This is a genomic window from Clostridium perfringens, assembly GCF_016027375.1.
Lineage (GTDB): Bacteria > Bacillota > Clostridia > Clostridiales > Clostridiaceae > Sarcina > Sarcina perfringens.
In genome coordinates, this window is sequence record NZ_CP065681.1 from 824,366 (window position 1) to 838,720 (window position 14,355).

Below are 14,355 nucleotides of genomic sequence, written 5' to 3' on the forward strand. Positions count from 1 at the left end.
CTAAATTTTAGAGAGTATATTTTAAATTTGTGAAGAAATATGTTTGTAGACCTCAAGTGTATTATAAGCAGTTTTTTTCCAATTAAATTTACTTGAATGACTTAGCCCTTTATAAATCATAAGGGAATAAAATTTATGGTTATTTAATAAGGTCAGTATATTTTCCTTTATTTCATCAACATCATAAGGATCAACTAAAAGAGCAGCATCTTGGCATACCTCAGGCATTGAGGTTAAATTAGATGCTATTACAGGGGTTCCGCAGGCCATGCATTCTATAGGAGGTAATCCAAAGCCTTCATAAAAAGAAGGATAAACTAATGCTTTACTAGCACTATAGAATATAGGCATATCATTTATAGGAATAAATCCAGTAAAAATAACAGATGAAGATAAATTTAACTCATCTACTTTTTTTCTGTAAATTTCATATGAAGGTCCCTTAGTTCCTATAATAACAAGCTTTAAATCTCTTTTATAAGAATTTTTTACTAAGTTAAAGGCTTCAATAAGTCCTAAAATATTTTTTCTAGGGCTAAAACCACCTACATATAATAAAAAATCCCTATCTATACCATAGTGTTTTTTTAGATATTGAGATGAGTGGAATTTATTTAATGGGGTATATATTTCTTCAGCAGCCAAATGAGTAACAAATATTTTTTCCTTTGGGTAAGAAAAAGTTTTACTTATATCTTCTTTAGAAAAGTTAGAAACTGTAATAATTCCATCTGTGTTATTTAAAATATTTTGTATATTTTCATTAAAAATTTTTAAAAAGGTTTCACTAACTGTATCAGGCATTTTCATAGGGATAATATCATGTAGGGTAATTACGGTCTTTATATCATTAGGTTTTGAAAAGCCTATACCATTTTGAGGAATATGATATATATCACCTATAATATTTTCTTTAGGATTTTTTGTATTTATAAATTCCCAAAAGTTTTTCTTATCATTTGTACTTGAGGATAAATAATTAAAGTTATTCTTTTTAGGTAATTTTAGAGAGGATGCTTCTGGAGTAAGTATGTTATATTCATTTAAAAAATCTATCTGGTGTAGATTATTTATTATTTGATAAGTGTAGTTACCAATTCCAGTACCACGGTATAAGGTAGCTGCCCTTCCATCAATACATATTTTCATAGCATATGTCCTTTCAGTATAAATATATATTATTATATTTATATATGGAATAAAATGTTAATAAAACAAGAGGTTGTTACATATAAATATGGTAGGGGGTGAATAGATATGATGAGAGAGTTTGAAATAGAAAGACAATTTGATATTAAAATAGAAAAATTAAAACCTAATAAGGGTGTATATTATTTAAAGAGTAATAAGGGTGACAGGTGTTTAAAAAGGATAAACTATGGAACTCAAAAACTTCTTTTCGTTTATGGAGCAAAGGAGCATTTAGCTAAAAATGGATTTGAACATATAGATAGATATTTCTTAAATATTGAGGGTGAACCTTATGCTCTAGTAAATGAGGATTTATATACTCTTTCAAATTGGATAAAGGGAAGAGAGTGTGATTTCACTAACATAGAAGAGGTTAAATTAGCTGCTAAAAAGTTAGCTGAATTACATGAAGCCAGCAAGGGATATGATCCACCAGAAAACTCAAAATTAAAAAGTGACTTAGGAAGATGGCCATATCTTATGGAGAAGAGAGGAAAAGCCTTAGAAAAAATGAGAGGAATGGCTAGAAAGAAAAATTTAAAAAAAGATTTTGACATTATTTATATAAAAAATGTTGATTTTTATAAGGAGTTAGCAATAAGAGCCACAAAAATATTAAATAATTCAAAGTATTTAAGTTTATGTGAGGAAGCAGAGGCTGAGAAAGTATTTTGTCATCATGATTATACTTATCACAATATAATAATTGGAGATGATAATGAAGTATATATAATAGACTTTGATTATTGTAAAAGAGAAATAAGAACATATGACATAGCTAACTTCATGAAGAAGGTTTTAAAAAGAGTTGACTGGAATATTGAATATGCAGAGGCCATAATAGATGCTTATAATACAGTAAGTCCATTAAGAGAAGAAGAATATGAGGTATTATATGCATACTTGTTATTCCCACAAAGATATTGGAGACTTGCAAATAGATACTATTATAATGAAGTTATGTGGGGACAAAATATCTTTATAAATAAAATAAACAACATAATTAATGAGAAAGAAAGTTATATGAAATTTATTGAAGAATTTAAAAGTAAATATAACCAAGTTGGATAATTATATTTTAGGTGCCTACTAATTAGGCACCATTTTTTATTTTGCTTTATAGTTGATTTAATATTATATTGGATTTTTAATAGATATTTTTTAATTTAAATAAAAAAAACAATAAATTACATGAGTATATAGTATCAGCACACTTACAAATAAATCTTCATATTATGATAATAGGACTATATAAGTTAGGAGAAGGTATATGAAAGTTGGAGATTTAGTAGTAAGAAAATCATATAGTAAGGATATAACTTTTAAAATTATAGATATTAAAGAAAATGATGAAGGAATAACTTATATTTTAAAGGGGCTTCATATAAGGATAATAGCTGACTCTAAGGGAGAGGATTTAGAAAAAGTTGAGGATGACTTTGCTGGAGATAAAGATAAATCCTTTGATTCTAAAATGAATGATATCATTAAAAAAGTAATTTTGAGTAGAGAACAGAAAAATAATCAATTAATGACAAGAGGAAGTGAAGAGGATAATTTAAAAAGGACAGAAAAAGAAAAAGGGTTGGTATTTGGAAGGCCTGGGAGAATACTTCATATAGATGGAGATCCATCATATATGGAAACCTGCTTAAAGGCGTACAAGCAATTAAACTTAAATGCTGTAGGAATAGCAGTATCTGAAAGAGAACAACCTTTAAAAATTTTATCTTTAGTTAAGGAATATAATCCAGATATAGTTGTATTAACTGGCCATGATGGGGTTCTTAAAGATTCCAAGGGAATGCTTGATTTAAATAATTATAGAAACTCAAAGTATTTTATTGAATCTGTAAAAATTTTAAGAAATTATAATTCAAGTTATGATGAGCTTGTTATTTTTGCTGGTGCTTGTCAATCTTGTTATGAAAGTATTTTAGAAGCAGGGGCTAATTTTGCAAGTTCACCTAATAGAGTACTTATACATTGTTTAGATCCAGTTTTAGTATGTGAAAGAGTTGCATATACAAGAATAGATGAAATTGTTTCAATAAAAGATGTTATAGAAAATACAATAACTGGAATAAAGGGAGTTGGTGGATTACAAACTAGAGGAAAATATAGAGAAGGTTATCCAAAATCCCTATATTTAAATTAATAGAATAAAATAAGACATTTAAGTTAATAATATAATTGGATGTTTTAGTTTAAATATAGTATATTTTTGTTGACAAGACATGGACTTATATAGTAAAATTATTTATTTATTGAAAAAACATCCCCTTTAGTGTATAATGTATAATAGAAAGAGGGTGTTAAAATGAGTACCAGACTTACATTGAATTCCATCAGAAAAAGCATAGAAGATCACGTAGGTGAGAAAGTTAAGCTAAGAGCTAATGGTGGAAGAAAAAAGATTTTGGAAAATGAAGGAATACTAGAAAGTGTTCACCCAAGTATTTTTGTAGTTAGATTACAAAAAGACACCCAAAGGAAAGTGACATACAGTTATTCAGATGTACTTACAAAAACGGTTCAACTAGATTTTGTTGGTTAAATAAAAAAGTTAGCTAATTAATTAGCTAACTTTTTTGTTTTATTTATTTAACAAAAAAAAGAAAGATGGTGGGTTTCCATCTTTCAACTATGGTATAAAAGGGTATTGAGAATTTATGAGAGGTTATATGGTCAATAACCATCTTTATAATACGACATATTTTTTAGTATGTCAACACTTTTAATAAAAAAATGTCGAAAAAAGATAAAAAATTTTAATTTTACTTTAAAAAGTTATGTAAACGTTTATAAAATATGGGTTTCAATAAAAAAATAAATAAAGTATCAATAATAAGAATTATCATAAATTAATTATCATACATATATATTATAGTATTAGATTATTTAGGAGGGATAAATTTGGTTAATTTAGATATTATTAAAGAAAGTCTTGGGTTTGAGAAGGTCTTAAGTGAAAACTCTTTAGATATACCTTTTAGAGAAGAATACTTAATACCAGATACTCAACCAGATGTTCATGATGTACTTTCAGTTGATACTAAAGTATATATACTTAACAGAGAAGTTCAAAGTGATAGAGTATTATTAGAATATGAAGTTGAGTGTAATATTATGTACTTAGCTAGAGAAGAAGAAGGTTTAGGGATAAATAGCGTTATTTATAAAGAAAAAAATTCTAGCTTTATTGATATAGCTGGGGCTGAACATAGTATGATGTGTGATATGGAATGTGATTTAGAACATATCGATGCGAACATAATCAATGAAAGAAAGATAAGAGTAGAAGGAAAACTAAGAACCAAGTACAGGGTTTATAAAGAAGAAAAAATAGATGTTGTTAAAGAATTAGATGGTTTAGGAGATTTACAAATAAAAAGAAAACCAGAAAGTATAGAGAAAAATATTACAAATATGGTTTGTTCAATGAGTGGAGAATTACCTATAAACGTAGGTATGGATAAACCTCAAATAGGAAAAATAATAAAATGTGGATATATGCTTCATAGACAAGAGATAAAATTAGGAGAAGATAAAGTACAAGCATCTTGCTTGGCTAAAATTAACGTTCTTTATAGAGCTTATGATTCTAGAGAAGTTGTAGCTTTAGAAGAGGATTTATATTTATCTAATGATGAAGAGGTTGTAGGTGTAAATTCAGATATGAATTGTAATGGATATTTTGAAATCAAAGGTCATGATGTGAAGATTTCTCAAAATGATTTAGGGGAAAGTAGAATAATAGATGTTAATTTATCTGTTGATGCAAATGTTGCAATATCAAAATTAGAATTTGCAGAAACAGTTGAGGACTTATATTCACCAACGCAAAATGTAATGCCTTTAAAAGAAGTTTGCAAGATTAATATGGCTGTTAGTGAAAATTCAAATGAATCAGTAATAAAAGGAAATATAGACTTAGGAAAAAATGGAGTAGATGCTACTCAAACAGTTGATTGTAAAGGTAAAATAGTAGATATGGAAAGCTATTTTATGGATCAAAAGGTTGTTATAAAAGGTAATTTATCTGTTGAATCAATATACAAGACAACTGATGAGGAAAAGGGACTTAATAAAGTAAGTGGAGAAATTCCTTTTGAAGTTGCTTTAGATATGCCAAATTCTCAGTCTGGTATGACTTTTGATACTAAGGCTAATTTAGAAGATTTACAATGTAGTATAGAAGGAAATAGCTTAGCAGTTAAAGCAGTAGTATATTTTTATGCTAAATGTTCAGATGTTTTTGATAAAGAATATGTTAAAGACATTGAACAAAATGATGACACTGTTGAAAAGAAAGCATCCATTACTATATACACAATTCAAAAAGGTGATACTTTGTGGAATTTAGCAAAAAAATACAAGACAACAATAGATACTTTAGTTAAATTAAATGATATAGAAGATCCAGATTCTATATATGCTGGCGATAAAATTATGATTCCAGGAAGAGCAGTTTTATAAAAAAAAGAGTTTTACGATATTATGTCGTAAAACTCTTTTTTATGAATAAATATAAATTTTATGGCAAAAATAAGAAATGCATGATTTGAGGTGAATAATTTGAAAAGTAGTAGTAAAAAAAATTTAATAATAATAGGTGGAGCAGAAGATAAAAAAGGGGAAAAGATTATATTAAATTTTGTAGCAGATAAATTTAAAGAATCTGAAGGAATTATGTTGATTGCAACCATAGCTACAGAATCACCTAATATAGTCATAGAACAGTATAAAAATATATTTTCAAGTATGGGGATAAGGGAAATCAAAGAGCTTCGTGTCATAGAAAGAGAAGAAGCTTTTGATGAAAATAATATTTCTTTAGTAAATGAGGCTTCAGTAATATTTTTTACTGGAGGAGATCAGCTTAGAATAACTAGTTTAATTGGGGGAACTCCTCTTTATGATACATTACAAAAAAGAAGTAATGAGGGATGTTACTTTGTAGGAACATCAGCAGGGGCTTCTGTTATGAGTGATGTTATGATAGTTGGTGGAGAAGAAGAGGAATCACCTAAAAAGAGTACACTAAATATGTCTGCAGGATTAGGTTTAATTAAAAATACTCTTATAGATCAACACTTTGCTCAAAGAGGAAGGATAGGTAGATTATTATCAGGAGTGTGTCAAAATCCTGAAGTTTTAGGAATTGGTATAGATGAAGATACTGCTATAGTAATTAATGATGATGAATTAACTGTAATTGGTAGTGGAGCAGTTTATTTTGTAGATGGAAGAAATATTGAATATACAAATGTATCTGAGAAAAAACAAGATGAGGTATTTAGTATATTTAATATAAAGTTACATGTATTAACAGCAGGCAAAAAAATGAATTTATCAACTAGGGTGCCTTTTGAGGAGGAAAGAAATAAAAATGAAGATAAATAATCAACGTATCTTTGAGGGAAGAAACATATATTCACATAGAAAATGTATTAGATTAGATGTTGATTTAGAGGGATATTGTGAAACTCCTACTAAAGATATTGATGGATTCAATGAAAGGTTATTAAGTTATGTTCCAGAGTTATATACTCATAGGTGTGGAATAGACATAGAAGGTGGATTTGTTCAGCGTTTAAAAGAGGGAACATACTTAGCTCATGTTTGTGAACATACAATTATAGGAATACATAATAAACTAGGTATAGATATAAAATACGGAAAAGCAAGAGAAATAAAGGATGATTTTTATTACATAATATTTGAATATAAATTAAAAAGAACAGCAATATTAATAGCTGAATTAGCCATAGATCTGATAAATTCAATAATAAAGAAAAAAGATATTAACTTTGATGAAAGAATAGAAATAATAAAGAGAGTTATTATGGAAGAGAGCATAGGGCCATCAACAAAGGCTATATGTGATGCGGCTAAAGAAGTTGGTCTTCCTATAATTACAGTAGGAAACGAAAATTTATACCAAATAGGTTATGGAAAAGCAGGAAAGAGGTTTAGTGCCACTATTGGCAATAATACAAAGGGAATTGCTATAGATATAGCCTGTGATAAAATGCTTACAAAAGAACTTTTAGATATACAGAACTTGCCTGTTGCCAGAGGAGAAAAGGTATTTAACACAATACATCTTCTTGAAGTGGTTAATAGAATTGGGTATCCTGTAGTATTAAAACCACAATGGGGAAGCAAGGGGAATGGAGTTTTTGTAAATATAAATAGTGAAAAAGAACTTTTAAGAGCCTATGCTGAAATCACAAAAGAATGTAAAGAAATAATGATAGAAGAATATAAGGTTGGAAATGACTATAGAGTAATGTTAGTGGATTATAAGGTAGTAGCAGTTTCTTTAAGAAAACCTCCATATATAACAGGTGATGGAGTAAGAACTATTAGAGATTTAATAGAAGCTATGAATGCTAATCCACTAAGAGGAGAAGGACATGAAAAACCTTTAACAAAGGTTAAAATAGATGAAGAATTAATAAATAGATTAAGCAAGCTAGGATATTCTCTAAACTCAGTTTTAGAGTATGGAGAAAAAGTTACCTTAAGAGGAAATGCAAATCTTTCTACAGGTGGAAGTGCTGAGGACTATACTGACTTAATATGTAAAGAAAATATTGAAATTTGTGAAAGAGCAGCTAAAACTATTGGATTAGATATATGTGGTATAGATATTTGTGCAAAATCGATAGCAGAACCTCTATATGAAAATGATGGAATAATCTTAGAAGTTAACGCAGCCCCAGGAATAAGAATGCATCATTTTCCTACTATAGGCAAAGAAAGAAATGTAGGAAGAAAAATTTTAGATAATATGTTTAAAGAGAATTATTCTAATATTCCTGTTATTTCAGTTACGGGAACAAATGGAAAAACTACTACAGTAAGATTAATATCTTATGTTTTAAATTTAATTGGATTTAATGTAGGGTGTACAACGACTTCCGGAGTTAAAATAGGAAATAAGTATATACATAAAGGTGATGACACAGGATATAATAGTGCAAGGTCTGTATTATTAAATCCAGAGGTTGATATAGCAGTTTTAGAAAGTGCAAGAGGTGGCTTGGTAAGAAGAGGATTAGCTTATGATTTAGCAGATGTAGGAGTAATAACTAACATAAGAGAGGATCATTTAGGAATAGATGGAATAAATGATATGGAAGATTTGTCTTTTGTAAAATCTTTAGTTGGTGAAGCTGTAAAAGATAATGGATATTCAGTTATAAATGCTGATGATGAATGGAGCTTAAAAGTTTTAGATAGAATTAAAAAGCCTAAAATATTATTTTCAATGAATGAAAATAATAAATATCTACAGGAAAATTTAAAACATGGAAATCCTATTGTGTTTTATAGAGATGAAACTATATATGTAAAAAATAGAAGTAAAGAATACAAAATAGCTTCTGCAGAGGAAATGAAGTTTACTATGAATGGTAAACTAAAGCATAACATAGAGAATGCTATGGCAGCTTGTGCAGCCTTAGTTGGGATAGAAGTTGATTATTGCATCATATCTAAAGGGCTGAAACAGTTTAAATCTTGTGAAGAAGACAACAGAGGAAGATTTAATATGTTTGACGTTAATGGTATAAATGTAATATTAGATTATGGTCATAATATTGATGGATACAAGGTGGTTATAGACTCTCTTAAAAATCTTGGTTTAAAAAATATAACTGGAATAATAGGGGTTCCTGGAGATAGAGATTTAAATACTATGAAAGAAGTCGGTAGAATAAGTGGAGACTTTTTTGATTCCATAGTTATAAAAGAGGATAAAGACTTAAGAGGAAAAGATAAAGGTGAGGTTGCTAGTATAATAAACGAAGGTGTATTATCATCAAATAGAAAAGATTTAAATGTAAAAATCATATTGTCAGAGGAAGAAGCACTTAGAGAAACTTTAAAGTTAGCTAAAAAAGGTGAAACTATTATAATGTTTTTTGAAGATTACGAATCTCTATATGATATAATAAATGAATTTAAAAATAAGGGCACAAAAGATTTAAAAAGTGCTAGCATATAGTAAAAATAATTTAAAAGAGAAATCTTCTAGTAGGTAATTTAGAAGATTTCTCTTTATTTTAATTAACTCTTTATGTTTTTAGAAGAAAATAATATAATTATATTTAGCTTTAATTAATGTAAGAAGGGTGATTATATGAAAATGAAGGCTTATGCAAAAATAAATATAGCCTTAGATGCTATTGGAAAAAGAGAAGATAACTATCATTTATTAAGAATGATAATGCAAACAGTAGATTTGTATGACGTTATAGATATAGAGAAAAGTAATGATAGTAATATAAGCATTTCTTGTAATAAGCATTATGTCCCTACAGATGAAAGAAACTTAGCATACAAAGCGGCAGTGTTATTTAGAGATGAATTTAATATAAAAGATGGTGTAAAAATTAATATTAAGAAGAATATACCTGTAGCTGCAGGTATGGCTGGTGGAAGTACTAATGCGGCGGCAGTTTTAGTTATAATGAATAAGCTTTTTAATGTAAATGCTAGTTTAGAAGTGTTAAAAGAAATAGGACTAAAAATAGGAGCAGATGTTCCATATTGTATTGAAGGTGGAACTGCTTTATGTGAAGGAATTGGAGAGATTATAACACCTTTAAAACCTTTTGAAAATAAAATATTAGTTGTATTAAAACCTAATTTTGGGGTATCTACTAAAGAAGTTTATACAAATTTAGATATAAATAAGATAAGAAAACATGTTAATATAGAAGGCTTAATTCAAGCTATGGAAAATGATGATTTAGATTATGTATCAAAAAATATGAAAAATGTTTTAGAAAATGTAACTTTAAAGAAGCATACTATATTAAAAAATATAAAAGAAGATATGAGAAAAAGTGGAGCCTTAGGTGCAATGATGAGTGGAAGTGGACCTACTGTATTTGCTTTTTTTGATGATATGCTAACAGCTCAAAGAGCTTTTGAATTTTTAAAAGGAAAATATAAATATTCAGATGTATATATAACAAGAACTATAAATAGCAATAATTTATAAAAAAATATTTTTTTATTGTATATAAAAAATACTCCTTGGTAATAATCAAGGTATCAGGGGGTGTTTGTTATGAAAAAAATATTATCAGTTTTATTTTTAGGAGTTATATGTTTATTTATAGTAGGAAGTTCTTTAAATATTAAACAAGCTTTAGGTGTTACAGAGGAAAATGTTGTTGAGGATATAAGTGAAAAGTTAATAAGATTTCATGTTTTAGCCAATAGTGATAGTGATATAGATCAAGACTTAAAACTTAGAGTTAAAGATGAGGTATTAAAATATATTTCACCTATATTAAATGAATCACAAAGTTTAGAGGAATCTAGAGAAATATTAAAAAGAGAAGATAAAAACATTATAAAAATAGCTGAAGATTATATTAAATCACAGGGATTTGATTATACTGTTGAAACAACATTAACAAGAGAAAATTTTCCTGTTAAAGAATATGGCAATATAGTTTTACCACAAGGAGAATATGAGGCTTATAGAATACTAATTGGCGAAGGAAAAGGTCAAAATTGGTGGTGTGTTATGTTTCCACCTTTATGCTTCATAGATGTTACTAAGGGACAAGTTGCCTATGATGAAACAGAGAAAAAGATGAAGGATGTATTATCAGAAGAAGAATTTAAGAGTGTTAATAAAAAGGAAAATAACGTAAATTTTGAATTTAAGGTAATTGATTTATTTAAATAAAAGAATTAACATATGATAATAAAGTGATTTTTAGGAGGAAAAAATATGACTAGAGCATTAGCCATGGTTTCAGGTGGATTAGATAGTATATTAGCTGCAAAGTTAATAAAGGATCAAGGAATAGAGGTAATAGGAATATGTTTTAAATCTTATTTCTTTAATGAAGAGAATGCAAAGAGAATGTGTAAACAAATAGATATGCCTTTAGAGGTAGTAGATTTTTCAGAAGAACATTTTGAAATGGTTAAGGACCCTAAACATGGTAGAGGAAAAAATATGAACCCATGTATAGATTGTCATGCAATGATGATGAGATATTCAGGAGAATTATTAAAAAAGTTTGACGCTGACTTTATAATAACTGGTGAAGTTTTAAATCAAAGACCAATGTCTCAAAATAGACAAGCATTAAATACTGTTAAAAAAGAATCAGGATTTAGTGAAAAAATCTTAAGACCATTATGTGCTTTAAACTTAGAGCCTACAGAGATGGAGTTAAATGGCTTAGTAGATAGAGAAAAATTATTAAAAATATCAGGTAGAAGTAGAAAGACTCAAATGGAGCTTGCTGAAAAGTGGAATATAGTTGATTATCCATCACCTGCAGGGGGATGTAAATTAACAGAGCCTGGATATGCAATAAGATTAAGTGATTTACTTGATAATCAAGAAACAGTAGCTAAGGATGAAATTGAAGTTCTTAAGTATGGTAGACATATGAGAATATCACCAAAAAATAAAGTTATAGTAGCTAGAAATGGTGAAGAGTGGAAAGAAATAGTTAAGTTTAAAAAAGAAGATGATATTTTAGTAACATCTAAAAATTCTACTGGGGCTCCTGTTATATTAAGAGGAGAATTTAATAAAGAAGATTTAGAAACTGCTGCTAGAATATGCGGAAGATATTGTAAAGAAAAAGATAGCGACGCTGTTGAAATAAATTATGAGAAAAATGGAGAGATTAATACAATAACAATAACTCCATTTAAAGATGAAGAACTTAAAAAATATATGATAAATCAATAATTGATTTAGAAAGGATATTATTATGAGTAAAAAAGCTATAATATCAATATGTAGCACTCAAGATATTGGAGAAAAAGAAAAAATAGAAGTTGTAACTGTTGGAGAATTTTCTATTAATGGAGATGAATTTATAGCTACTTATGATGAAACTGAGATATCAGGAATGGAAGGAACAAAAACAACTCTAAAAATAAAGGGCGATAAAGTTGTATTACATAGAGAAGGAACAACTAGCACAAAGATGGAATTCCAAAAAGATAATACACAAGTGGCTCTTTATAATACTCCTTATGGAATGTTAGAGCTTAAGACATCAACAAAAGAGTTAGATTTAGATGTTAATGAAAAGGGAGGAAATATATCTATAAAATATCATCTAATAGCTGGTGGACAAGAACCTATAAAAACAAATCTTGATATGAAAATAAAAGTAGAAGATTAGTCTATAAATAGATAAATAAGGCTGTACCTTTTGGTACAGCCTTATTTTTATAAATTATTTATTTTTAAAATAAAAAAAGTTGAAACTAATTTCAACTTATGAATTCCAATATTAATAATTAATTTTATTAAATGTGAGCAAAATATAAATAGTAAACGTTCTATAAATAAAAAATTTAAAAAACACAAAAAAAGTACTAGACTTCTACATTAACTTTTGATAGAATATCTACTATGTTATTAAAACAAGCAATAAAAAACCCATTCTAAATGAGGTAATTATCATTATAAATGAAATAAAGAACGATGTCAAGAATAAATTTACATTAGGAGGAAGAGATATGAGCAAAAATACTAAGTATGTATTTGTAACAGGTGGAGTTGTTTCTTCATTAGGAAAAGGAATAACAGCTGCTTCATTAGGAAGATTATTAAAAAACAGAGGATTAAGTGTAAGTATTCAAAAATTTGATCCATACCTAAACATTGACCCAGGTACAATGAGCCCATACCAACATGGAGAAGTTTTCGTAACTGATGATGGTGCTGAAACAGACTTAGACTTAGGTCACTATGAAAGATTCATAGATGAAAACTTAACTCAAAACTCAAACGTTACTTCAGGTAGAGTTTACTGGTCAGTAATATCAAAAGAGAGAAAAGGTGAATACTTAGGAGGTACTGTACAAGTTATACCTCACATAACTAATGCTATAAAAGATAGAGTACATAGAGTAGGAAAAGAAAGAGATGTAGATGTAGTAATCACTGAGATCGGTGGAACAATAGGTGATATCGAATCATTACCTTTCTTAGAAGCTATAAGACAAATCAAGTATGATGTAGGTAAAGAAAATGTTTGTTTCATACATGTTACATTAGTACCTTACTTAGGAAAAGCTGGTGAGTTAAAAACAAAACCAACTCAACACTCAGTTAAAGAGTTAAGAAGTATAGGAATTCAACCAGACATAATAGTTTGTAGATCAGAAAAAGAATTATCAGAAGATATCAAAAAGAAAATCGGATTATTCTGTAATATAGATGCAAGCGAAGTTATCCAAAACTTAGATGCAGAGCATTTATACGCTGTTCCTCTAATGTTACACAAAGAAGGATTAGATAGATTAGTTTGTGAAAAATTAGGTCTTGGATGCAGAGACATAGATAATGCTGAATGGATAGACATGGTTCATAGAATAACTCACTTAACTCATACAACTAAGATTGCTTTAGTTGGTAAATATGTTGAGTTACATGATGCATACATATCAGTAGTTGAAGCTTTAAATCATGGTGGATTAAGCAATGACACTAATGTTGAAATAGAGTGGATAAATGCTGAAGATGTAACTAAAGAAAATGTTGATGAATTATTAAGTGGAGTAGATGGAGTTCTAGTTCCAGGTGGATTCGGAGACAGAGGAGTAGAAGGAAAGATCGAAGCTATAAGATGGGCTAGAGAAAACAAGAAACCATTCTTAGGAATATGCTTAGGAATGCAATGTGCTGTTATAGAATACGCTAGAAACGTATTAGGATTAGAAGGAGCTCATTCATCAGAGTTAAATCCAGAAACTCCATTCCCAGTAATCGACTTAATGCCTGAGCAAAAAGATGTTGAGGATTTAGGTGGAACAATGAGATTAGGATTATATCCATGTAAATTAGAAGATAATACATTCTGTAAGGATGTTTATGCTTCAGATTTAATCTACGAAAGACATAGACATAGATATGAGTTCAACAATGAGTACAGAACTCAATTAATAGAAAGCGGATTAACTATAGCTGGTACTTCACCAGATGGAAGATTGGTTGAGTGTGTAGAAGTTAAGGATCATCCTTGGTTCGTAGCAGTTCAATATCATCCAGAGTTAAAATCAAGACCAAACAGACCTCACCCATTATTCGTAGGATTTGTTGGTGCTGCATTAAACAATAAATAATTTTAGAAATATTAAGGATATCTAACTTAA

12 protein-coding genes are annotated in these 14,355 nt (G+C 28.4%); 11 read left to right on the forward strand and 1 reads right to left on the reverse strand.

Annotation, left to right across the window (positions count from 1 at the left end):
* Window positions 1-21: 21 nt before the first annotated feature.
* On the reverse strand, window positions 22-1,149 hold the full coding sequence (locus I6G60_RS04210) for a glycosyltransferase family 4 protein (RefSeq protein WP_011010824.1): 1,128 nt from the start codon (window positions 1,147-1,149) through the stop codon (window positions 22-24).
* A 108-nt stretch (window positions 1,150-1,257) separates the two neighbouring features.
* Between I6G60_RS04210 and I6G60_RS04215 the strand changes: the two genes are divergently transcribed.
* From I6G60_RS04215 to I6G60_RS04265, 11 genes are all read left to right on the forward strand, one after another.
* Window positions 1,258-2,262 carry a CotS family spore coat protein gene (locus I6G60_RS04215; protein ID WP_003452387.1) on the forward strand — a complete coding sequence of 335 codons (1,005 nt, stop codon included), beginning with the start codon at window positions 1,258-1,260 and terminating at the stop codon, window positions 2,260-2,262.
* Between the two features lie 199 nt (window positions 2,263-2,461).
* Window positions 2,462-3,349: a sporulation peptidase YabG gene (yabG, locus tag I6G60_RS04220; protein ID WP_110077275.1), complete on the forward strand. Its 888-nt coding sequence runs from the start codon at window positions 2,462-2,464 to the stop codon at window positions 3,347-3,349.
* Between the two features lie 162 nt (window positions 3,350-3,511).
* Window positions 3,512-3,748, forward strand: a complete 237-nt coding sequence (locus tag I6G60_RS04225) for a Veg family protein (RefSeq protein ID WP_003462688.1) — start codon at window positions 3,512-3,514, stop codon at window positions 3,746-3,748.
* A gap of 359 nt (window positions 3,749-4,107) precedes the next feature.
* Complete coding sequence (locus I6G60_RS04230) at window positions 4,108-5,670, forward strand: DUF3794 and LysM peptidoglycan-binding domain-containing protein (RefSeq protein WP_197925609.1); 1,563 nt, start codon at window positions 4,108-4,110, stop codon at window positions 5,668-5,670.
* Between the two features lie 99 nt (window positions 5,671-5,769).
* The gene (locus I6G60_RS04235; protein ID WP_025648404.1) at window positions 5,770-6,597 is read left to right on the forward strand and encodes a cyanophycinase; all 828 of its coding nucleotides are present in this window, start codon (window positions 5,770-5,772) and stop codon (window positions 6,595-6,597) included.
* Window positions 6,584-9,208, forward strand: a complete 2,625-nt coding sequence (gene cphA / locus I6G60_RS04240) for a cyanophycin synthetase (RefSeq protein ID WP_011591070.1) — start codon at window positions 6,584-6,586, stop codon at window positions 9,206-9,208. Before I6G60_RS04235 ends, cphA begins: the two co-directional genes overlap by 14 nt.
* A gap of 135 nt (window positions 9,209-9,343) precedes the next feature.
* Window positions 9,344-10,210 carry a 4-(cytidine 5'-diphospho)-2-C-methyl-D-erythritol kinase gene (ispE, locus tag I6G60_RS04245; protein WP_003471015.1) on the forward strand — a complete coding sequence of 289 codons (867 nt, stop codon included), beginning with the start codon at window positions 9,344-9,346 and terminating at the stop codon, window positions 10,208-10,210.
* A gap of 69 nt (window positions 10,211-10,279) precedes the next feature.
* On the forward strand, window positions 10,280-10,909 hold the full coding sequence (spoIIR, locus tag I6G60_RS04250; RefSeq protein WP_011591069.1) for a stage II sporulation protein R: 630 nt from the start codon (window positions 10,280-10,282) through the stop codon (window positions 10,907-10,909).
* Window positions 10,910-10,954: 45 nt separating this feature from the next.
* Window positions 10,955-11,935, forward strand: a complete 981-nt coding sequence (locus tag I6G60_RS04255; protein ID WP_011591068.1) for a tRNA 4-thiouridine(8) synthase ThiI — start codon at window positions 10,955-10,957, stop codon at window positions 11,933-11,935.
* Between the two features lie 22 nt (window positions 11,936-11,957).
* Window positions 11,958-12,377, forward strand: coding sequence for a DUF1934 domain-containing protein (locus tag I6G60_RS04260; protein WP_003452275.1), 420 nt, complete (start codon window positions 11,958-11,960; stop codon window positions 12,375-12,377).
* A 340-nt stretch (window positions 12,378-12,717) separates the two neighbouring features.
* A complete protein-coding gene (locus I6G60_RS04265) occupies window positions 12,718-14,325 on the forward strand; it encodes a CTP synthase (protein ID WP_003452392.1) in 1,608 nt (535 codons plus the stop codon).
* Window positions 14,326-14,355: the final 30 nt, after the last annotated feature.

Coding starts and splice junctions, on each gene's coding strand:
- I6G60_RS04215 (WP_003452387.1), top strand. CDS start 1,258: ATGATGAGAGAGTTTGAAATAGAAAGACAATTTGATATTAAAATAGAA.
- yabG (WP_110077275.1), top strand. CDS start 2,462: ATGAAAGTTGGAGATTTAGTAGTAAGAAAATCATATAGTAAGGATATA.
- cphA (WP_011591070.1), top strand. CDS start 6,584: ATGAAGATAAATAATCAACGTATCTTTGAGGGAAGAAACATATATTCA.
- I6G60_RS04265 (WP_003452392.1), top strand. CDS start 12,718: ATGAGCAAAAATACTAAGTATGTATTTGTAACAGGTGGAGTTGTTTCT.
- spoIIR (WP_011591069.1), top strand. CDS start 10,280: ATGAAAAAAATATTATCAGTTTTATTTTTAGGAGTTATATGTTTATTT.
- I6G60_RS04255 (WP_011591068.1), top strand. CDS start 10,955: ATGACTAGAGCATTAGCCATGGTTTCAGGTGGATTAGATAGTATATTA.
- I6G60_RS04210 (WP_011010824.1), bottom strand. CDS start 1,149: ATGAAAATATGTATTGATGGAAGGGCAGCTACCTTATACCGTGGTACT.
- I6G60_RS04260 (WP_003452275.1), top strand. CDS start 11,958: ATGAGTAAAAAAGCTATAATATCAATATGTAGCACTCAAGATATTGGA.
- I6G60_RS04225 (WP_003462688.1), top strand. CDS start 3,512: ATGAGTACCAGACTTACATTGAATTCCATCAGAAAAAGCATAGAAGAT.
- ispE (WP_003471015.1), top strand. CDS start 9,344: ATGAAAATGAAGGCTTATGCAAAAATAAATATAGCCTTAGATGCTATT.